Source organism: Streptomyces varsoviensis (assembly GCF_000718635.1).
GTDB lineage: Bacteria > Actinomycetota > Actinomycetes > Streptomycetales > Streptomycetaceae > Streptomyces > Streptomyces varsoviensis.
Genome location: NZ_JOBF01000024.1, coordinates 96,836 through 116,676, shown reverse-complemented (window position 1 = coordinate 116,676; position 19,841 = coordinate 96,836). Strand labels below are relative to the sequence as shown.

Genomic DNA, 19,841 nt, shown 5'->3' with positions numbered 1-19,841 from the left:
ACGGGCTCGTCCTCGCGAACGGGGACCGCTGCTCGTACGGCCCTTCTGCTCGTACGACGCCCTCGCGCGTACGGGCCCGGGCTCGGGGTCAGCGGCGCCGCAGCCGCCGCCAGGGGGTGAAGGTGAAGACCGCGCCGCCGAGGAGCACGGCGCAGCCGGCGATCAGGCCGAGGGCCTTCAGGCTGCCGTGATCGCTCGCGCCGGTCGCGGCGAGACCGCCGGACGTGGCCGAGCCGCCGGAGGCCGCCGCGCCCGCGCCGCCCGCGGAGGCGGGGTGACCGCCCGTACCGCCGCTGGAGCCGCCGCTGCCGCTCCCGCCGGAGACGCCGCCCTGCTGCGCGGTGGTGTCGAGCTGGAGGGAGGCGCCCGGGTCCTTCGCCGGGGTGCAGGTCGTCGTGGTGCCCAGCGCGTTGACGGTCAGCACGCCCGGCGTCAGCGTGGCCTTCCCGCTCGCCCCGGGCTTGTACGCGCCCTTCAGGTCGGGGATCGCGATGGGCTGACCGGTCTTGATCGGGTCCTTGTTCACCGCGCCCTCGGTCTTGACGGTCCCCTTGTCCGCGCCGCCGACCTTGACGGCCATCGAGGGCTTCACGGAGCCGGCGGGGATGTCGGCCGGGCTGTCCATGACGGACTTGCCGAACTTGACCGTGAGGTCGTAGCTCCCGCCGTTCTTCTTCGCGTCGATCCGCACCGGCGAGGTGGCGTTCTTGTCGCCGATGGGCGTCTTGCACTGGTAGTCGACGCTGACTTCCTTGCCGGTGAACGAGGAGCCGCCGGAGTCGCCGCCGCTGGAGCCGCCACTGGAGCTGCCGCCCGTGCTGCTCGTACCGCCGGAGGAGCCGCCCGAGGACGACGAGCCTCCGGAGGAGGACGAGCCGCCGGAGGAGGACGAGCCGCCGCTCGTGCCGGCCGTGCCGCCGCCGGAGGTCGTGCCGCCGGCCGCGCTGCCGCCGCTCGTGCTCGTACCGCCGCTGCCGCTCGAACCGCCGCTCGTGCCACTGCCGTCGGTGACCTTGATGGTCGCGCCGGGTTTGACCGTCTCCTTCGCCGAGCACTTGGTGTCGGTGGAGATCGGCTTGTTGACGTTGATGCTGTACGCGCCGGGCGTCAGCGTCACATCACCGGCCTTCGTCAGCTTCACCTTGCCCTTCATGTCGGACAGCACCATCGGGCTGTTCTTGGGGATCGGCGGGTTCTGCCGCGGCCCCTCCATCGAGACCTCGCCGCTCTGCGCGCCGCCGAGCGTGAGCTTGCCGGTCGGCTTGACCGTGTCCTTGCTCAGATCGAGGATGTTCGGGTTCTTGGAGGCGGCCTCCACCGTCTTCCAGACCACCTCGACCTCGTCGCCGACCTTCGCCGTGGCCGGGGCCTTGATGTCCACCTTGGTGGTGCCCTGGACCGGCGGCAGGCCGGAGATCGGCGGCGGCAGGCACTCCGTCTTGTACGACACCTCGGCGGCCTGCGCGGTGCCCGAGCCCAAGCCCACGCCCGCGCCGCCGAGCAGCAGCGCGACAGCCGCCGCGCCCGCTCTCCGATGCGTTCTCACGTAGTCCCCTTCATCTTCGTCGTCGGATGTTCGTCACTCGGTCGTTCGCTATTGGGTCGTTCGCTATTGGGTCGTGCGTCTCTCGGCCGTTCATCACGTGGCCGTTCGTCACGCGGCCGTTCATCACGCGGTGCGGAAGTCCGGGGCGGTGCGGAAGTCTGAGGCGGTGCGGAAGCCTGGGGCGGCGCGCCCGGCAGGGTGTCCGGGGTGAACCAGGGCAGCGAGCCGGGCTCGTCCCGTACGGCCCCGCCCGCCCGCTCGCGGTTCTTCCTCCGTCCGGCGGCCGGGCGGCGCGGGTGTGCGGCGGCGAAGGCGGGGCGCGGCAGGGCGGGCAGGCCGGGGACGCGGCGGCGGGCGGAGCGCGTGCCGACGGTGGGGGGCCGCGGCCGCAGCCGGTCGACGATCGCCATGCCGATCCGGAAGACCGCCGCCGGGATCACCAGGCACAGCAGGATCCAGAAGAGCGTGACGCCCCACGGCCGCCCCACCGCCCAGGGCTGCTCGACCAGCGTCTTGCCGCCGTATTTGAGCGAGACGAGGTAGTCGCCGTACGCGCCGGCCGACAGCTCCACCGGCAGTTCGACCCGTTCCTTCTTGCCGGGCGCCACCGTGCCGCGCCACTGCTGCTCCTCCCAGGAGGGCGCGAGGACGCCGTGCGAGGTGCCGACCTGGAAGACGGGGTCCTTGGCGGGGGTCGAGCCCAAGTTGGCGACGGTGACGACCAGTTGGCGCTGCGGGGGCGCGCCGAACCAGGTGAGTATCCCGCTGGAGCCCCGCAGCCGTGCGCCGAGCACGCTCAGCCGCTCGCCGCCGGTCTGGGCGGGCAGCGGCGCGACGGGGTGGCCCGCGACGCCGAAGTCGGCGTCCGCGGCGGCGGGTTCGCCGGTCACGGTCGCGGCGTGCACCACGCAGGGGCAGGGCTTGGGCGGCTCGCTGACCGCCAGTTTCTCCTTGAACGCGCCGTCGGCGCCGGTGGTGACGGCGCGGCCGTCGGCGTTGGCGCAGGCGTTGGTGCCGCCGATCATCTTCTGTCCGCAGATGAGCAGGGTCAGCAGGGTGTGCGGCCGCCAGCCGGTGCCGCTGACGGTGATGGCGCCGCCCGTGCCGGCCTCCCGCTGGTCGAGGGTGATGACGGGCCCGTCGGCGGCCGGCGCTCCGCTCGCGGTCCCCGCCGCCGACGGCAGGGCGAGCGCGAGCGCCGTCAGGAGGACGGCCAGGGCCTTGAGGCGGCCCCGGAGGCCGGACGGTGAGTGGGGGGATGGGGGGTGGTGGTGCGGGGCGGGGGGCCGCGGCCCCGTCGCCCGTCGCTGCGTACTGCCGATCACGTTCTCGCTCCTGACCCCGTACCGGCCAATTCCTCTCGCTCCCCCGTCTCTTCGGCGGCCGGTCCCCCGGCCGGTGGCGGTGCGCGTCTGCGCCGGCGGCGCGCGAACCAGACCGCTCCCGCCAGGCACAGGCCGGCGGCGAGGGCGGCCGCCCCGCCCCAGGGCAGGGCGCGGTAGGCGGCGGTGGCCGTGGCGTGCGCGCCGCCGCCCGCGGTGGCGGTGAGCTTCACCCGCACGGAGTCGAAGGCGGGCGCGTCCGCCCACTTCTCCGAGAGCCGCACCCGCTGCCCCGGCCGCAGTTCGACGGGGAGCGTGCGGGCGGGGCGGCGCAGGACCTCGCCGAACATCCCGTCGGCGCTGACCGCGAGGCGCGGCGTGAGGGTGACATTGCCGTGGTTGACGAGCGCGTAGCGGATGCGCGCGGCGGCGCCCCGGCCGGTGACGCGCACGTCCTCCACGGAGAGCGCGGCGAGCGTCGGCCCGCTGACGCGCAGCGCGAGCCGCACCCCGGCCCGCCGCCCGTCGCCGCTCACGACGATCGCGCCGGGGTGGTCGCCGGGCACCGCGTCGGCCGGGACGGTCACGGTGAACGGCACGTCGGCGCGGGTGTGCGGCGGGACCTCGACGGTCTTCGAGGCGAGCGAGAGCCACGCCCCGGCGTCGCCTGCCCCGCCCCTGCTCTCGGCCCCGTCGGCGTCCGTGCCGCGCAGCCGCACGGTGCGGGGTCGGGCGCCGGGGTTGGTGATGGAGATCTTGTCGGTGAGTACGGTGCCGGGCGCGCCCTCCAGATAGAAGTACGGCCGGCCGGACGCGCCCGCTCCGCTTCCGCCGCCGGGCGTGGGCGCGGCGGTCCAGGCGTCGGGCGCGGCGGCCGTCGCCGCGGCGGGCGCGCCCAGCAGCGCCACGGCGGTGGCGGCCGCGACGAGGGCGCTGCGAGTACGGGACGGCATGGGCGAGCTCCCTGCGGCTCGTACGCGATGGCGCGCACGGGGGGGACGTCTGCGCTGGGGCGGCTTGCGCGCCCCGCTTCCCGCACCGTCCCGCCCGCAGCCGGGGATGCGGCCGGGGTCGTATCGGATGGTGGGGGTGACCGATGTTCGTTGTGTCGCGGTGGTCCCGGTGGTGGTGGGGGTCCGGGCGTTCCGTGACTCCGCCGGCCGACCTGTTCAGCGACCAGCCGGTCGGCGAAGGACCGTTATCGAACCGCCTTCTGACGTCGCGTCAGCCATAGCGTGCCGGCGACCCCGGCGAGCAGCACGGTGCCGCCGAGCGTGCCGAAGGCGACCGCGTTGTCGGAGGGCCCGGTCTGCGGCAGTTGGCCGCCGCCGGTCGAGCCGGCCCCGCTTGTGGAACTGGAGCCCGTACCCCCCGACCCGCCCGTGTCCCCGGAACCGCCCGTGGCGCCGGAGCCGGACGAGCCGCCGGTGGAGCCGCCCGCGCCCTTGACGTCGAGGGTGAGCGACGGCTTGGGGTTGTTGTTCGGCGTGCAGGTGGTGGTCGTGCCCATCGCCTTGATGGTGAGGGTGGAGGCGGTGAAGGTGACCTTGCCGCTCTTCTTCGGCGTGTACGTGCCCGACAGGTCACTGATCTTGATGGCGGTGTTGGCCGGTATCGCCGCGTCGTTGGGCGGACCCGTGACGGCCACGGTGCCGGTCTCCGCCCCGCCGAGCTTGATCAGCGCACTTGGCTTCATCGCGCCCTTGCCGAGTTCGATGGGGCTGGAGGAGACGCCCTTCTGGAAGGACATGGTGAGCTTGTACGAGCCGCCGCTCGCCACGCTCTTGATGTCGATCGGCGACACCGCGCCCTTGTTTCCGATCGGTGTCTTGCACTGGTAGTCGACGTCGACCGTGTCGGCGTGCGCCGCGGGGGCGGCCAGCAGAACTGTCCCGCCGGCCAGCGCCGCCGCGACCGCGAGCGCACCGCTCCGGCCGACGGAGTGGCGTTTCGTGTGGGACACGTCGGGTTCCCCTCTCGTCAAATACTCCTCAAACGCCCGTCGTGCGCCGCCGGAAAATGTTACTGACGACACATCAGATCGGGCGCCGACAGTACGCCGGGGACCATGGAGAGGGAAGACAAAGAACACGCCGGATCCCGACGGGCCCACGGGGGCGCGGGAGAGGACGTAGGGGAGAGGCGGCACGGGACGGCCGCTGACCGGGTACGACATGGAGCGGGGCGCGAACGCGGAACCAGGGCTCGGCGCCGTACGCGAAACGGGCACCGGGCCTCGGGCGCGCGACGCCACTCGGGCCCGCGGGACAGCGCTTCGGGCCCGCGCCGGGGTTCAGGACGGGGCCGCGAGCTCCGCCCAGACGGTTTTGCCGGCGGTGTCGGGGTTGCGGACCACGCCCCAGTCGAGGCAGAGGCGCTGGACGATGAACATGCCGTGGCCGCCGGGGCGGCCGGCGCGGTGGGGGGTGCGGGGGGCGGGGGTGCCGGAGCCCAGGTCGACGACTTCCAGGCGGAGCACCTTGCCGCTGCAGGCCACCCTGAGTTCCTCGGGGCCCTCCGCGTGCAGGCAGGCGTTGGTGACCAGCTCGGAGACGACCAGCAGGACGTCTTCGGCGGCGGCCCGCTGGTCGGCGGTGGCGGCGGGCAGCCAGCCCCAGTCGTGCAGCGCCTCGCGCGTGAAGTCGCGGGCGCGCGGAACCGCCCCGCTGGCTCCGATGAGGTGGAGTCGGCGGACCTGCCCGGCCGGGGACGGGGCCGCGGCCGAAGCGGCGCCGCCCGGCTCCGGACCACGGTCGCCCGGCGGGGACGGCCGGGTGGTGCTCATCAGCGCTTCACCTCACCGATTCACCGATTACAGGACTGACGGATACCTGGCACATTCAACGGATTCAGGTCTCTCCTGCCCGTCCGCTCGGTGAGAACACCCACTTCTTCGATACGGGTCGTGTGACACGGGTAACGCCCAGGTTGCACAGAGAGACGGAAGTGGTGGCGCTCAGTCCGCGAGCGCGGCTTCGAGCGTCTCGTGGACGGTGAAGACCGCCTCGGCGCCGGTGATCTCGAAGACCCTGGCGACCACCGGCAGCATCCCGGCGAGGTGGACCCCGCCGCCCGCCGCCTCGGCCTTGAGCCGGGCGCCGAGGAGCACGTTGAGTCCGGTGGAGTCGCAGAACTCCAGCCGCGAGCAGTCGACCACAAGGCGCGAGCACCCCTCGTCCACGCAGCTCTCCAGCGGTTCGCGCAGCAGCTCGGCCGTGTGGTGATCCAGCTCACCCACCGGGGTCAGCACCGCGCTGGCCCCATGCCGACGAACCCCGACATGCAGCCGGCCCCTGCTTGCACTGCCGACCATCCCGCGGTCCATGCGCACCCCTTCTCGGTTGCTTGCCTGGCGCTTGGGGAAGCCTACGCCTTCAAAACCGCGTCCGGTAGCCAAAGATCCGTCATTTGCGGGCGAATACGGACAACTCGCACTTGCCATGGGTAGGTAAAGACCGGTAGGGCTAATAAGAACGACAAACACGGCCGGCTTTGGAGGCGCCGCACACCGCAGCAACTGGTCATGGCTTCGGCAGCCATATGCCGAGAATGATGGAGGACACCATGTCACCCCGGCTCGACGAACTGCGCACCGATTTTCCTCGGGAGACCGCCTCGTCGACACCCCCGCCCGAGCTCCGCGCCGCGCCGGCCGCCCCGGCCGCCGGCCCCGCCGACGCGGCCCGCACCGCTGATACGGCCGCCCCCGACACCGCGGGCACCGCTGACACAGCCGACGCCCTCAGCGACGTACCGCTCGACGAGCTCCCCGAGATCCCCCCGTACGACGAGGTCGGACCGGTGGACGCGCGGGCCCTGTCCAAGACCCTCTTCGAACGCCTCGAATCGCTGGAGGAGGGCACCCACGAGCACGCTTACGTACGCAACACCCTGGTCGAGCTGAACCTCGCGCTCGTGAAGTTCGCCGCCTCCCGGTTCCGCTCCCGCAGCGAGCCGATGGAGGACATCGTCCAGGTCGGCACCATCGGTCTGATCAAGGCCATCGACCGGTTCGAGCTCAGCCGCGGCGTCGAGTTCCCCACCTTCGCGATGCCGACGATCGTCGGCGAGATCAAGCGGTTCTTCCGCGACACCAGTTGGTCGGTGCGGGTGCCCCGGCGGCTCCAGGAGCTCCGGCTCGACCTCGCCAAGGCCGGCGACGAGCTGGCCCAGAAGCTCGACCGCGCGCCCACCGTGGGCGAGCTGGCCGAGCGGCTCTCCCTCACCAACGAGGAGGTCGTCGAGGGCATGGCCGCGAGCAACGCGTACACCGCGAGCTCGCTGGACGCCCAGCCCGAGGAGGACGACACCGAGGGCGCGCTCGCCGACCGGATCGGCTACGAGGACCACGGGCTCGAAGGCATCGAGTACGTCGAGTCGCTCAAGCCCCTCATCGCCGAACTGCCGCCGCGCGACCGGAAGATCCTCTCCCTGCGGTTCGTCGCCAATATGACGCAGTCCGAGATCGGCGAGGAGCTGAACATCTCCCAGATGCACGTCTCCCGGCTGCTCTCCCGCACGCTCGTCAAGCTCCGCAAGGGTCTGATGATCGATGAGTAGCAGCGAGTAGGAGCGAGCAGGGGGTCGGCATCCCCCTGGAAAACGGCTTCGAGGCCCCGGCTCCAGCGGACTCCACCGCTGTCGAGCCGGGGCCTCGCCCGTTCCCTCGTGCTCTACCCTGCCTGCTCTCCCTTGTGCCACACCGCGGAGACCAGCGGGACCCCCGGCCGGTAGGCGAGGTGGACATGGCTCGGGGCGTCGAGGAGGGCGAGGTCGGCGACCGCGCCGGGGGTGACGGCGCCCACGTCGCTGCGGCGCAGGGCGCGGGCCCCGCCCGCGGTGGCCGACCAGACTGCCTCGTCGGGGGTCATGCCCATGTCGCGTACGGCCAGCGCGACGCAGAACGGCATGGAGCTGGTGAACGACGAGCCGGGGTTGCAGTCGGTGGACAGCGCCACGGTCGCGCCCGCGTCGAGGATGCGGCGGGCGTCGGGCCACTCGGCGCGGGTGGAGAACTCCGCGCCCGGCAGCAGCGTCGCGACGGTGTCGCTGTTCGCGAGCGCGTCGAGGTCGGCCGCGTCGAGGTGGGTGCAGTGGTCGGCGGAGGCCGCGCCGAGCTCGACGGCGAGCTGGACGCCCGGCCCGTGGTGGAGCTGGTTGGCGTGGACGCGTACGCCCAGCCCCTTGTCCCGGCCCGCGGTGAGGATCGCGCGGGACTGGTCGGCGTCGAAGGCGCCCTGCTCGCAGAAGACGTCGATCCAGCGGGCGTACGGGGCGCAGGCGTCCAGCATCGGCCCGGTGACCAGGTCCACGTACCCGGCCGGGTCGTCCGCGTAGTCCGGGGAGACGATGTGCGCGCCCAGGAAGGTGACCTCGTCGGTGTGGGCGGCGGCGATGCGCACCGCGCGGGCCTCGTCCTCGGTGTTCAGGCCGTAGCCGGACTTGGTCTCCATCGTCGTGGTGCCCTGCCGCAGCGCCTCGCGCAGATAGCGCGCCAGCCCCGCCGCCAGCTCCTCGTCGGTGGCGGCGCGGGTGGCGGCGACGGTGGTGCGGATGCCGCCGGCGCTGTAACTCCGGCCCGACATCCGGGCGTTGAACTCGGCCGTCCGGTCCCCGGCGAAGACCAGGTGGGAGTGCGAGTCCACGAAGCCGGGCAGCGCGGCGCGGCCGCCCGCGTCGTGGACGGCGTCGGCGGCGGGCGCGTCGGCGGCGCGGCCGACCCAGGCGAAGCGGCCGTCCGCGATGACGACGGCGGCCTCCTCGATCAGCCCGAGCGGCCCCCGGCCGAGGGCGGGGTCGTTGGTGACCAGCGCGGCGATGCCGGTGATGAGGGTGGACGCGGGGGTTGTCATGGTTCCTCTCCGTGGCGCCTGGACTTCGGGGCTTGGGGCTTGGGGGCTTCGCGGCCGCTCGGCTTCGGGGCTTGGGGCTTCGCGGCCGCTCGGCTTCGGGGCTTCGGGCTTCGCGGCCGCTCGGCTTCGGGGCTTCGGGACTTCAGGCCTTCGGGACCGCCTGGCTCCTCGGCTCCTCGACTCCCCGGCTCCTCGGCTCCCGGGCCCCATGGGGGTCTCAGCGCAGCGCCGCCACGGCCTCCGCGAGGGCCGCGGGGACGTCCGGGACGCTGGTGTGCTGCCCGTCCCGTACGACATGCCGCCCGCCCACGACCGTATGGCGGACGTCGGCGGCGGTCGCGGCGAACACCGCGGTCTCCGCGCCGAGCCGGGGCAGCGGGCCCGCCGTGCGGACGGTGTCCAGGGCGACGGTCACGAGGTCGGCGAGCGATCCGACCGCGATCTCGCCCGCGTCGGGCCAGCCGAGGGCCGCGTGCCCGTCCGCGGTGGCGGCGCGGAGCAGCGCGGCGGCCGTCCAGTGGCCGCGGGCGCGGGTGCGCAGCCGCTCGTCCAGCTCCATGGCGCGGGCCTCTTCGAACATGTCGATCACGGCGTGGCTGTCGCTGCCCAGCGACAGTGCCGAGCCGGCCCGCTGGAGGCGGGTGGCGGGGCCGATGCCGTCGGCGAGATCGCGTTCGGTCGTGGGGCACATGCAGGTGCCGGTGCGGGTGGAGCCGAGGAGGGCGATGTCCTCGTCGGTCAGGTGGGTGGCGTGCACGGCGGTGGTACGGGGGCCGAGCGCGCCGTGGTCCGCGAGGAGCCGGGCGGGGGTGGTGCCGTGGGCCCGCGCGCACGCGTCGTTCTCGGCGGTCTGCTCGGAGAGGTGGACGTGCAGCGGCGCGGAGCGCTCGGCCGCCCAGTCGGCGACGGTGCGCAGCTCGGCGGCGGGCACGGCTCGTACGGAGTGGATGGCCGCGCCGATCCGGGCGTGGGCGGGGGCCTTGAGGGCGGCGGCGCGCTCGGCCCAGGCGTCGGCGGTGCCGTCGCTGAAGCGCAGTTGGTGGCGGTTGGGCGGTTCGCCGAAGCCGGACGAGAGGTAGGCGGTGTCGAGGAGGGTGATGCGGATGCCGGCCTCGGCGGCGGCGGCGATCAGCGCTTCGCCCATCGCGTTGGGCTCGTCGTAGCGGGCGCCGCCGGGCGCGTGGTGCAGGTAGTGGAACTCGCCGACGCAACTGATCCCGGCGAGCGCCATCTCGGCGTAGACGGCGCGCGCGAGGTCGAAGTACGTGTCCGGGGTGAGCCGGGCGGCCGTCTGGTACATGGTCTCGCGCCAGGTCCAGAACGTGCCGGAGCCCACCTGGACCGTGGCGCGCAGGGCGCGGTGGAAGGCGTGGCTGTGGGCGTTGGCCAGGCCGGGGAGGGTGAGGCCGCGCAGCACGACCGCGCCCGGCGGCGGGGTGTCGGCCCCCTTCCGCACGGCCGTGACGCGGCCGTCCGCGGTCTCAATGGTCACGCCCGGTTCGACGTGGGTCTCCAGCCAGGCGTGTTCCGCCCAGTACGTCACCTGCACGCGAGGCCCTCCAGTACGTCGGCGAGTGCGGCCACCCCGGCCAGGCAGTCGTCCTCGGCGGCGGTTTCGTCCGGTGAGTGCGAGACGCCGGTGGGGTTCCGTACGAACAGCATGGCGGTGGGGACCGTACCGGACAAAATGCCCGCGTCGTGTCCGGCGCCCGTGGCGAGGACGGGGGCCTTGCCGCCGAGAAGCGCGGACAGCTCGTCGCGGAGGGCGTGGCCGAACTCGATGACCGGGGTGAAGGACTCCCGGACCACCGAGACGTCCACGCCGTCGCGCGCGCCGCGCTCGGCGGCGGCCTGCTCGATCTCGGCGACGACGCGGTCCAGGGTCTCCTGGTCGGCGGCGCGCGAGTCGAGCCAGCCGCGGACGAGGGAGGGGATGGCGTTGACGCCGTTGGGCTCGACGGCGACCTTGCCGAAGGTGGCGAGCGCCCCGGCGAGCCGGGCCTTCTTACGGGCGGCGAGCACCGTGTTGGCGTAGGTCAGCATCGGGTCGCGGCGGTCTTCGAGGCGGGTGGTGCCCGCGTGGTTGGCCTCGCCCCGGAAGTCGAACCGCCAGCGGCCGTGCGGCCAGATCGCGGAGGCGATGCCCACCGCGTCGCCGGAGAGGTCCAGCGCCCGGCCCTGCTCGACGTGGAGCTCCACGAACGCGCCGATCCGCCCCAGCCGCTCGGGATCGGGGCCGATGGCCCCGGGGTCGTACCCGGCGCGCTCCATCGCCTCCGGCAGCGAGACGCCGTCCGCGTCGCGCAGCTCGCGTGCCTGCTCGGCGGTGAGCTGTCCGGCGCTCAGCCGGGAGCCGACGCAGGCGAGCCCGAACCGGGCGCCCTCCTCGTCGCCGAAGTTGACGACGGCCAGCGGCTTGCCGAACTCCGCTCCCCTCCGGCGGAGTTCGTCGAGCGCGGCGAACGAGGAGACGACGCCGAGCGGCCCGTCGAAGGCGCCGCCGTCCGGGACGGAGTCCAGGTGCGAGCCGGTGACGACGGCGTCGCCCGCCGCCGGGTCGCCGAGCCACGCCCACTGGTTGCCGTTGCGGTCCAGCTCGTACGCCAGGCCGCGGGACTCCGCCTGCGCCGCGAACCAGGCGCGGCAGTCGGCGTCGGCCGGGGTCCAGGCGTGGCGGCGATACCCGCCGGTGGCCGCGTGGCGGCCGAGGGGGGCCAGGTCGCGCCACATCTCCTGGAAGGAGGGCTGTGCCCCGTGTTCAGCCCGTCCGGCGTTTGAGGACGAGGCCGCAGGCCGATGGGGGTCCAGGGGCGCAGCCCCGGTCTCGGGAAGGGGCGGGTGAGGGGAAGAAGTCACGCGCCGTCACCCTCGCGCATCGGGATGCGTACGCCCTTCTCGGCCGCCACCGACTCCGCGATGTCGTACCCGGCGTCCACGTGCCGGATGACGCCCATGCCGGGATCGTTGGTCAGTACCCGGCGGATCTTCTCGCCGGCGAGTTTCGTGCCGTCGGCGACCGAGACCTGGCCGGCGTGGATGGAGCGGCCCATGCCGACGCCGCCGCCGTGGTGGAGGGAGACCCAGGAGGCGCCCGAGGCGACGTTGACCATGGCGTTGAGCAGCGGCCAGTCCGCGATCGCGTCCGAGCCGTCGAGCATGGCCTCGGTCTCGCGGTACGGGGAGGCGACCGAGCCGCAGTCGAGGTGGTCGCGGCCGATGGCGAGGGGGGCCTGGAGCTCCCCGGAGGCCACCATGTCGTTGAAGCGCTCGCCGGCCTTGTCGCGCTCGCCGTAGCCGAGCCAGCAGATGCGGGCGGGGAGGCCCTGGAAGTGGACGCGCTCCCCCGCGAGCCTGATCCAGCGGGCGAGGGACTCGTTCTCCGGGAAGAGGTCGAGGATCGCCTGGTCCGTCTTGTGGATGTCGGACGCCTCGCCGGACAGCGCGGCCCAGCGGAACGGGCCCTTGCCCTCGGCGAAAAGCGGCCGGATGTAGGCGGGTACGAAGCCGGGGAACGCGAACGCGCGCCCGTACCCGGCGAGCTGCGCCTCGCCGCGGATCGAGTTGCCGTAGTCGAAGACCTCGGCGCCCGCGTCCATGAAGCCGACCATGGCCTCGACGTGCCGGGCCATCGACTCGCGGGCCCGCTGGGTGAAGTCGGCGGGCTTCTCGGCCGCGTAGGTCGCCATCTCGTCGAAGTCGATGCCGAGCGGGAGGTAGGCGAGCGGGTCGTGGGCGCTGGTCTGGTCGGTGACGATGTCGATCGGCGCGCCCTCGGCGAGCATCCGCGGCAGCAGCTCGGCGGCGTTGCCGAGCAGCCCGATGGAGAGCGGGCGGCGGGCGTCGCGGGCCTCGGTGGCGAGTTGGAGCGCGTGCTCCAGGGAGTCGGCGCGTACGTCGAGGTAGCGGTGGTCGATGCGGCGCTCGATGGCGCGCGGGTCGCAGTCGATACAGATCGCGACGCCGTCGTTCATGGTGACGGCGAGCGGCTGGGCGCCGCCCATGCCGCCGAGCCCGGCGGTCAGGGTGATCGTGCCGGCGAGGCTGCCGCCGAACTTCCTGGCGGCGACGGCCGCGAAGGTCTCGTACGTGCCCTGGAGGATGCCCTGGGTGCCGATGTAGATCCAGGACCCGGCGGTCATCTGCCCGTACATGGTGAGGCCGAGGGCCTCCAGCCGCCGGAACTCCTCCCAGTTGGCCCAGTCGCCCACCAGGTTGGAGTTGGCCAGGAGTACGCGCGGCGCCCATTCGTGCGTCTGCATGACGCCGACGGGGCGGCCGGACTGGACGAGCATCGTCTCGTCCTGCTTGAGGGTCTTCAGCGTGCGCACCATGGCGTCGAAGGAGCGCCAGTCGCGGGCGGCCTTGCCGGTGCCGCCATAGACCACGAGCTGGTCGGGGTGCTCGGCGACCTCCGGGTCGAGGTTGTTCTGGAGCATCCGCAGGGCGGCTTCCTGCTGCCAGCCCAGGGCGCTGATCTCCGTGCCGCGCGGTGCCCGTACGGGTCGTGGTCCTGACATGGGCCGTGCCTCCCTGACGTCGCATGGATCGAGCTATTCACATCTTTTCCAGACTGAATAACGCTAGTCAACAGGTGGGGACGGCGAGGCACGACGAGGCACGGCCCGGGACAACGCGGCCAGGGCCGCTACGGACGCTCAGAGAGTGAACCCGCTGGGGAACGGGTCGGTCGGGTCCAGCAGGTACTGGCCCATGCCGGTGATCCAGGCGCGGCCGGTGACGGTCGGGAGTACGGCCGTACGGTCGCCGACCCGCGTGGTCCCGGTGAGGCGGCCGGTGAACCGGGTGCCGATGAGCGATTCGTTGACGAAGTCCTGGTGCAGGGGCAGTTCGCCGCGCGCGTGGAGTTGGGCCATCCGGGCGCTGGTGCCCGTACCGCACGGCGAACGGTCGAACCAGCCGGGGTGGATGGCCATCGCGTTGCGCGAGTGGGAGCCGTCCCGGCCGGGGACGGTGAACTGGACGTGCCGGCAGCCGGAGATCGCCGGATCGGTGGGGTGCACGGGCCGGTCGTGCTTGTTGATCGCCTCCATGACGGCGAGCCCGGCGGCCAGGATGTCGCCGCCGCGCGCCGACGAGAAGGGCAGGCCGAGGGCGTCGAGCGGGGTGATGGCGTAGAAGTTGCCGCCGTACGCGAGGTCGTAGCGGACCTCCCCGAGGCCCGGCACGTCCACGCGGGCGTCGAGGGCGACGGCGAAGGAGGGCACGTTGTGGATGGTGACGTGCTCGGCGCGGCCGTCGCGGACGGCGACGCGGGCCTCCACGAGCCCGGCGGGGGTGTCGAGGCGGACGGTGGTGGTGGGCTCGGTGACCTCCACCATCCCGGTCTCGACGAGGACCGTCGCCACCCCGATCGTGCCGTGGCCGCACATCGGCAGGCAGCCGGACACCTCGATGTAGATCACGCCCCAGTCGGCGTCGGGCCGGGTGGGCGGCTGGAGGATGGCGCCGCTCATGGCGGAGTGGCCGCGGGGCTCGTTGACCAGCAGACGGCGGATGTGGTCGAGGTGTTCGACGAAGTGGGCGCGGCGGTCGGCCATGGTGGCGCCGGGTACGGTGCCGACGCCGCCGGTGATGACGCGGGTGGGCATGCCCTCGGTGTGCGAGTCGACGGCGCTGAAGTAGCGGGCGGCGCGCATCAGCGACCGCCCCGGGAGCCGGGGCGACCTTCGGCGGCCTCGGTGGCTTGGGCGGCTTGGACGCCTTCGATGGTTTGAACGGCTTGAACGGCCACGGTGGCTTGGACGGCCTCGCCGGCTGGGGCAGCCTCGCCGACTTGAAGGGCCTCGATGGCTTGGAGGGCCCGCTTCATGTCGGCGTCGAGCTGGGCCAGCCGGTCGGGCGGGAGGGGCCCGCGCGGCGGGCGGCAGGGGCCGCCGGGGCGGCCGACGAGGTCCATGCCGTGCTTGATCGCCTGGACGAACTCGGTCCGCGAGTCCCACCGAAAGGCCGCGACCAGCGGCTCGTACAGGGCTCTCGCCTCGGCGAGACGGCCGGCGAGGGCGAGTTCGTAGAGGCGGACGGAGGCGGCGGGAAAGACGTTCGGGAACCCGGCGAACCAGCCGGTGGCCCCCATCAGGAGCGCTTCGAGCACGAGGTCGTCGGCCCCGGCGACGGGCGCGAGGCCGGGGGCCTGCTCCTTGATGTGCAGGATGCGGCGGACGTCGCCGGAGAACTCCTTCACGGCGACGACGCCGTCGATCGCCGCCAGTTCGCGAAGGATCTCGGGGGTCAGGTCGACCTTGGTGTCGAGGGGGTTGTTGTAGACCATGACGGGCAGGCCGGCCCGGGCGACCTCGGTGAAGTGGTGCACGATCTCGGCCGTGTTGGCCCGGTAGAGCGTCGGCGGCAGGCAGAGCACCCCGTCCGCCCCGTCCTCGGCCGCCGCCTCCGCCCAGGCGCGCGCCTGGTGGGCCCCGGGCCCGTGCACGCCGACGACGACGAGCGCGTCGCCGCCGACGGCTTCGACGGCCGTACGGGCGACAGCGCGCCGCTCGGCGTCGGTGAGGGAGGAGTACTCGCCGAGGGAGCCGTTCGGGCCGACGCCGTGCACTCCGTTGGCGACGAGCCAGCGACAGTGCTCGGCGTACCGGTCGAGATCGGGCCGCAGCCCGGCGGGGGCGGTGGGGTCGTCGGCGTACGGGAGGGCGGTGGCGACGATGAGGCCGGTGAGGTTGGTGGGTGGTGCGGTGGGTGCGCTGGGTGCGGTGGATCTCGGCATGACGCTTCCCTTTCGGCGGCGGGGCGGGGCGGTTGGGTCGGTCTCCTCATGGAACGCCGCCAGGTCGCCCAGGCGGACGGGCTGAGCGATGGGGCGGCGGTCGGCGGCGTGGGGATCGGCGAGCCCGGGCGGCGCGCCGGGCCCGCCCAGGAGCGCGCCCGCGAGCTCGGCCACATTGCGCCCGCACACCCGCCCCTGACAGGCCCCGAGCCCGACCCGACAGGTCAACTTGAGCGCCCGCATCCCCTCCGCCCCCCTGCCGACCACGGCCTCCCGCACCTGCCCGTACGTCACTTCCTCACAGCGGCACACCACGGTGTCCTCCGCCAGCCACGACCGCCAGCCGTCACGGACGGGGTGGGCGTCGGCGAGCAGCGCGGCGAAGCGCCTGGTGGCACGGACGCGAGCGACGAGGGCCGCCAGGGCGGCCGAGGCCGTGATGGAGGCGGGGGTGCCGGTGGGTGACGCGGAGGTCAAAGAGCCGTCGTGGGGCGGCTTAGCCGTCGCAGCACCTGCGGCCGACGAGGCGCCGTCCTCCGTCGTCACGTGCGGGGCGCCGGCCCGCCAGGCCGTGGCGGTCGGGGCCGCGGCAGCGGGATCGGACCGCTCGGGGGGCGTAGGCCCCGTCGCGCGCCGGGGCACGGCAGCGGCGTCAGGCCGCTCCGGCGTCGCGGGCCCCGTGGCGGCAGCACCTTCACGCCACCCCGGAACCACGGGTCCTGTGGCGGACAGGGGCATGCCGGCGACGCCAGGCCGCTCCGGCGTGACGGGCGGCGTCACGGCAGCAGGGTCGGACCGCTCCGGCACCGCGGAACCCGCGGGATACGAGGTATCGACAGCGCCGTCGGGCTGCTGCGACACCGTACGGCCGGGGACGGCCGGGGCCACGGCAGTGGCATCAGCCCGCCCCGGCACCGCCGACCGAACGGCCGGCGGCGACGCGGCCTCGGGCCGCAGCCCGGGGCCGGCAGCGGCAGGCGTCGCGCCAAGGGCGGGCGGCTCGGGCCCGGCGGCGGCCGCAGGTGCGGGGGCGGCCGTAGCCGGTCCGCCGACCGTCAGGGTCAACGCGGCGGCCGCGCCCGCCAGTTCGCCCTCGGCGGCGGCCGCTTCGGCTCCGCCGATGCCGGTGAGTTCTCCGGCGGCGTAGACGCCCGGCACGGAGGTGGCCTGGTGGGCGTCGACGGCGACGTGGCCGTCGCGGAGGGCGCAGCCGGCGGAGAGGGCGAGTTCGAGTTGGGGGGTGAAGCCGTAGCCGACGCACACGGCGTCGACGCCTTCGAGGCGGCGCTCGCTGCCGGGCCTGATCCGCCACCCGGCGTCGAGGCGGGCGACGGTGACGGCCTCGACGCGGCCATGGCCGTGGGCGGCGACGACGGCCGCGCGCGGGCGGTAGGGGACGCGGTGGCGGGCGAGTTCGGCGGCGTAGGCGGAGAGCTCCGCCGCCTTGGCGCGGCCGCCGGCGCGGGCGGCGGCGACCGGGTGCCGTAACCAGCGGGCCGGGGAGCCCGCCTCGTACACGCCGAGGACGCGCGCGCCGACGGTGAGCAGGGACGTGGCCACGGGCAGCAGGAACGGCCCCGTCCCCGCCACCACCACCCGCCGGCCGATCGCGGCCCGCTGCCCCTTCGCGAGCGCCTGGGCCGCGCCCGCCGTCACCACGCCGGGCAGTTCCCAGCCGGGAAACGGCAGCGCCCGGTCGTACGCGCCCGTGCACAGGATGAGCGCGTCGGCGGCGAGCGTACGGGCCCGGCGTCCGGTCCCGTCGGCGGGGCCCTGCTGGACGTGGACGAGGTGGTGGCGGCGGCCGGGGCCCGGCTCAACGGCCCAGACGTCGGCGCGGGCCAGGCACTCGATACGGGCGTGCGCGGCGATCGCCCGCTCCAGCGGGTGGTCCCGCGCCCCCGAGGCGAATCCGACGGGCGCCCGCCGATGAAACTGCCCCCCGACCCGCCCGCCCCCATCGACGAGCACCACCCGCACCCCGCCCTCAGCCGCCGCCAACGCCGCGGCCATCCCGGCGGGCCCGGCCCCGACGACTACGACCAGGGGGCCGGACGGGAAGTGCCCCGCGGACCCGACGGGACGAGCCGGCCCGCCTGACGCCTCGAGGCCAGCCGCACCCGGCACCTCCGCCGAGGGCGGCCCCGCGCTTCCAGACCGAGCGTCCACGCGGGACGGCCCACCCACGGCTTTCAAGCGAGCCGCGCCAGAAGCCGCGTCCCCGGGACCGGCCGCCCCCGAAGCCGCCGCCGAGGGCGGCCCCATGCTTCCGTCCCGGGCGTCCGCGCGGGACGACCCGCCGCACCGGGCCTGGGCGCCAGGGCGGGGCAGCCCGCCCACGGCCTTCGAGCGAGTCGCGCCCGAAGCCTCCACCTCGGGACCGACCGCCCCCGAAGCCGCCGCCGAGGGAGGCCGCGCGCTCCTGGACCGGGCGTCCACGCCGGGCGGCCCGCTGCGCCCGGCCCGGACGTCAAGGCCGGCCGCCCCCGGAGCCTCCGCCGGGCGATGTTCCCCGCCTCCCGCTTGGGCACCCGCTCGGGCCCCCGCAGGGGACAAGCCGCTCAGCGCATCCGGGCGGGCCCCGCCAGAAGCCGCCGACTCGGCCCCGGTCCTTTCCGGAGCCGTCGGCTCCATGCTCAAAGCACCCGCACCCGCCGCCCCCGGCGCCTCCGCCGGCAGGCGGCCCCCGCCCGGGAGTTCCGCCCCCCGTTGTGTCTCGATTCGGTCGCCGTCGGCGACCTCGCGGCGGCAGGCTCGTACGTCGGGGAGGCCGTTGACGACGACCAGGCAGTCGTGGCAGACGCCGATGCCGCAGAAGAGGCCGCGGGGGCGGGTCGCGGTCCGCGTCGTGCGCCAGGAGACGCGGCCCATGGCCAGCAGCACCGCGGCCACGGTCCGGCCCGGCAGGGCCAGTTGGGGGCTGCCGTCCACGGTCAGGCGCACGATCCGCCTCGCCGGCTGCGCGGTCATACGGCGACGGCCTCCAAGCCCGGTCGGGCGACCCGGAACGGCTCCGGGTCGAGGTGGGGTTTCTCGCCCGCGTACAGCTCGGCGAGGAGTTCGCCCGTGGCGGCGGCGAGGCCGATGCCGGCGCCCTCGTGGCCGGCGGCGTGCCACAGGCCCCGGCGGCGGGGGTCCTCGCCGATGACGGGCAGATGGTCGGGGGTGTACGGGCGGAAGCCGCCGTACGCGCGCATCACCGGCACGTCCCGCAGCGCCGGGAAGAGCCGGGCGGCCTTGCGCGCGAGGGCGCCGAGCACGGCGGTCGGCACCGTCTCGTCGAAGCCGACGCGCTGCCGGCTGGAGCCGATGAGGACGGTCCCGGCGCGGGTCGCCTCGACGACCGTGGAGGTCTGGAGCGCGGCGTCGCCGCTGCCGACGGCGCCGACGTAATCGGCGTCGTACACCTTGTGCCGCACGGTCCCCGGCGGCAGCGGCGCCGTGACCAGGATCAGACCGCGCCGCGGCAGCACCGGCAGCGGCGCGCCCGCGGCCGCCGCGAACGCGCCCGCCCACGGGCCGCACGCGTTGACGACCGCGCCGCACGGCAGCGGCCCGGCGGAGGTCCGCAGCGCGCACACCGAGCCGTCGGCGCGGCAATCGACGCCGAGGGCGCGGACGCCCGTACGGACGGCCCCGCCCCGTGCCCGTACGGCGGCGAGCAGCGCGGTGGCGGCCAGTACCGGCTGGAGCTGGGCGTCCTCGGGGTAGAACACGGCGGCGCGCACCGCGCGCGTCACCAGCGGCTCGTACGCGGGGACGTCGCCGGCCGCGAGGCCCACGGCACGCACGCCCGCCGCGCGCTGCGCCGCCGCGAAGGGGCCGAGCGCCCGCGCGCCGGCCTCCTCGGTGGCGACGACGAGCCCGCCCTTGGGCTCGTACTCGCACGCGGCGCGCTCCGGCCCCAGTTCGTCGCGGAGTTCCGCGAGGAGCTGGGGCCAGCGGGCCAGGGAGGCACGGGCCAGGTCGAGTTCGGGGCCGGGCGGCTTGTCGGAGACGAGGAGGTTGCCCTCGCCGCGCGCGGTGGTGCCGGAGGCGATCGGCGCGTGGTCGAGGACGGTGACGCGCGCGCCGCGCCGGGTGAGCGCCTCGGCGCAGGCCGCGCCGATGACGCCGGCGCCGACGACGGCGACATCGCAGGAGAAGGCGGCATCGCGGAGGGCGGCGGCATCGCGGAGGGACCCCCGCGGGGCAGCCCGGTCCCGCGGGGCAGCCCAGGGGGACACCCGGGAGGCACCCCAGGGAGCATCCCGGAGGGAGGAAAAGGGGAGCCGGAGAGCGCGCACGGGCGTACCGCCGTTCCGCCGAGGGGGCGCCGTGACGCTATTGCGGCTCCGGTGGAAGGTCAACACCGCCTGGGGGTGAAAGCCGGGTATGGAACA

The 19,841-nt window shown here is 74.6% G+C and carries 13 protein-coding genes and 2 pseudogenes; 1 reads left to right on the top strand and 14 read right to left on the bottom strand.

From position 1 onward, the window contains the following. Positions 1 to 88: 88 nt before the first annotated feature. From IF55_RS28790 to IF55_RS28765, 6 genes are all read right to left on the bottom strand, one after another. Positions 89 to 1,546 (bottom strand): hypothetical protein, encoded by a 1,458-nt coding sequence (locus IF55_RS28790; protein ID WP_030890906.1) that lies wholly within the window; start codon positions 1,544 to 1,546, stop codon positions 89 to 91. After that, entirely contained in the window at positions 1,543 to 2,871 is a 1,329-nt protein-coding gene (locus IF55_RS28785) for a neocarzinostatin apoprotein domain-containing protein (protein ID WP_398245066.1), read from the bottom strand. Before IF55_RS28785 ends, IF55_RS28790 begins: the two co-directional genes overlap by 4 nt. Next, entirely contained in the window at positions 2,868 to 3,821 is a 954-nt protein-coding gene (locus IF55_RS28780; RefSeq protein ID WP_037966961.1) for a COG1470 family protein, read from the bottom strand. The genes IF55_RS28785 and IF55_RS28780 overlap by 4 nt, the downstream gene beginning before the upstream one ends. 245 nt (positions 3,822 to 4,066) lie before the next feature. Further along, entirely contained in the window at positions 4,067 to 4,831 is a 765-nt protein-coding gene (locus IF55_RS28775; protein ID WP_030890898.1) for an LPXTG cell wall anchor domain-containing protein, read from the bottom strand. Between the two features lie 330 nt (positions 4,832 to 5,161). Further along, positions 5,162 to 5,653: an ATP-binding protein gene (locus tag IF55_RS28770; protein WP_030890895.1), complete on the bottom strand. Its 492-nt coding sequence runs from the start codon at positions 5,651 to 5,653 to the stop codon at positions 5,162 to 5,164. Between the two features lie 171 nt (positions 5,654 to 5,824). After that, positions 5,825 to 6,193: an STAS domain-containing protein gene (locus tag IF55_RS28765; RefSeq protein WP_030890892.1), complete on the bottom strand. Its 369-nt coding sequence runs from the start codon at positions 6,191 to 6,193 to the stop codon at positions 5,825 to 5,827. Between the two features lie 239 nt (positions 6,194 to 6,432). On the opposite strand from IF55_RS28765, the gene IF55_RS28760 reads away from it, so the two are divergent. After that, the gene (locus IF55_RS28760; protein WP_030890890.1) at positions 6,433 to 7,428 is read left to right on the top strand and encodes an RNA polymerase sigma factor SigF; all 996 of its coding nucleotides are present in this window, start codon (positions 6,433 to 6,435) and stop codon (positions 7,426 to 7,428) included. A gap of 113 nt (positions 7,429 to 7,541) precedes the next feature. Here the strand turns inward: IF55_RS28760 and hutI are convergent, their stop codons facing one another. From hutI to IF55_RS28725, 8 genes and pseudogenes are all read right to left on the bottom strand, one after another. Continuing rightward, entirely contained in the window at positions 7,542 to 8,720 is a 1,179-nt protein-coding gene (gene hutI / locus IF55_RS28755) for an imidazolonepropionase (protein WP_030890886.1), read from the bottom strand. Positions 8,721 to 8,937: 217 nt separating this feature from the next. Further along, positions 8,938 to 10,269: a formimidoylglutamate deiminase gene (locus IF55_RS28750; RefSeq protein WP_030890882.1), complete on the bottom strand. Its 1,332-nt coding sequence runs from the start codon at positions 10,267 to 10,269 to the stop codon at positions 8,938 to 8,940. Then, positions 10,260 to 11,450: an allantoate amidohydrolase gene (locus tag IF55_RS28745; protein WP_030890879.1), complete on the bottom strand. Its 1,191-nt coding sequence runs from the start codon at positions 11,448 to 11,450 to the stop codon at positions 10,260 to 10,262. The genes IF55_RS28750 and IF55_RS28745 overlap by 10 nt, the downstream gene beginning before the upstream one ends. 122 nt (positions 11,451 to 11,572) lie before the next feature. After that, the gene (gene hutU / locus IF55_RS28740; protein ID WP_030890877.1) at positions 11,573 to 13,237 is read right to left on the bottom strand and encodes a urocanate hydratase; all 1,665 of its coding nucleotides are present in this window, start codon (positions 13,235 to 13,237) and stop codon (positions 11,573 to 11,575) included. Between the two features lie 138 nt (positions 13,238 to 13,375). Continuing rightward, positions 13,376 to 14,377, bottom strand: a complete 1,002-nt coding sequence (locus tag IF55_RS28735) for a proline racemase family protein (RefSeq protein ID WP_030890874.1) — start codon at positions 14,375 to 14,377, stop codon at positions 13,376 to 13,378. A 152-nt stretch (positions 14,378 to 14,529) separates the two neighbouring features. Then, positions 14,530 to 15,459 (bottom strand): annotated as a pseudogene (locus IF55_RS28730) (dihydrodipicolinate synthase family protein); the annotation flags it as partial. 174 nt (positions 15,460 to 15,633) lie between these two features. Beyond that, a pseudogene (locus IF55_RS40895) lies at positions 15,634 to 18,429 on the bottom strand (FAD-dependent oxidoreductase); the annotation flags it as partial. After that, positions 18,426 to 19,685, bottom strand: a complete 1,260-nt coding sequence (locus tag IF55_RS28725) for an NAD(P)/FAD-dependent oxidoreductase (protein ID WP_078645400.1) — start codon at positions 19,683 to 19,685, stop codon at positions 18,426 to 18,428. The pseudogene IF55_RS40895 and the gene IF55_RS28725, both read right to left, overlap by 4 nt. Positions 19,686 to 19,841 lie beyond the last annotated feature (156 nt).

Bases quoted from the DNA above. Each gene is read 5' to 3' on its own strand.
- hutI (WP_030890886.1), bottom strand. From the start codon at position 8,720: ATGACAACCCCCGCGTCCACCCTCATCACCGGCATCGCCGCGCTGGTC.
- IF55_RS28745 (WP_030890879.1), bottom strand. From the start codon at position 11,450: ATGTGGCGCGACCTGGCCCCCCTCGGCCGCCACGCGGCCACCGGCGGG.
- hutU (WP_030890877.1), bottom strand. From the start codon at position 13,237: ATGTCAGGACCACGACCCGTACGGGCACCGCGCGGCACGGAGATCAGC.
- IF55_RS28780 (WP_037966961.1), bottom strand. From the start codon at position 3,821: ATGCCGTCCCGTACTCGCAGCGCCCTCGTCGCGGCCGCCACCGCCGTG.
- IF55_RS28770 (WP_030890895.1), bottom strand. From the start codon at position 5,653: ATGAGCACCACCCGGCCGTCCCCGCCGGGCGACCGTGGTCCGGAGCCG.
- IF55_RS28760 (WP_030890890.1), top strand. From the start codon at position 6,433: ATGTCACCCCGGCTCGACGAACTGCGCACCGATTTTCCTCGGGAGACC.
- IF55_RS28735 (WP_030890874.1), bottom strand. From the start codon at position 14,377: ATGCGCGCCGCCCGCTACTTCAGCGCCGTCGACTCGCACACCGAGGGC.
- IF55_RS28765 (WP_030890892.1), bottom strand. From the start codon at position 6,193: ATGGACCGCGGGATGGTCGGCAGTGCAAGCAGGGGCCGGCTGCATGTC.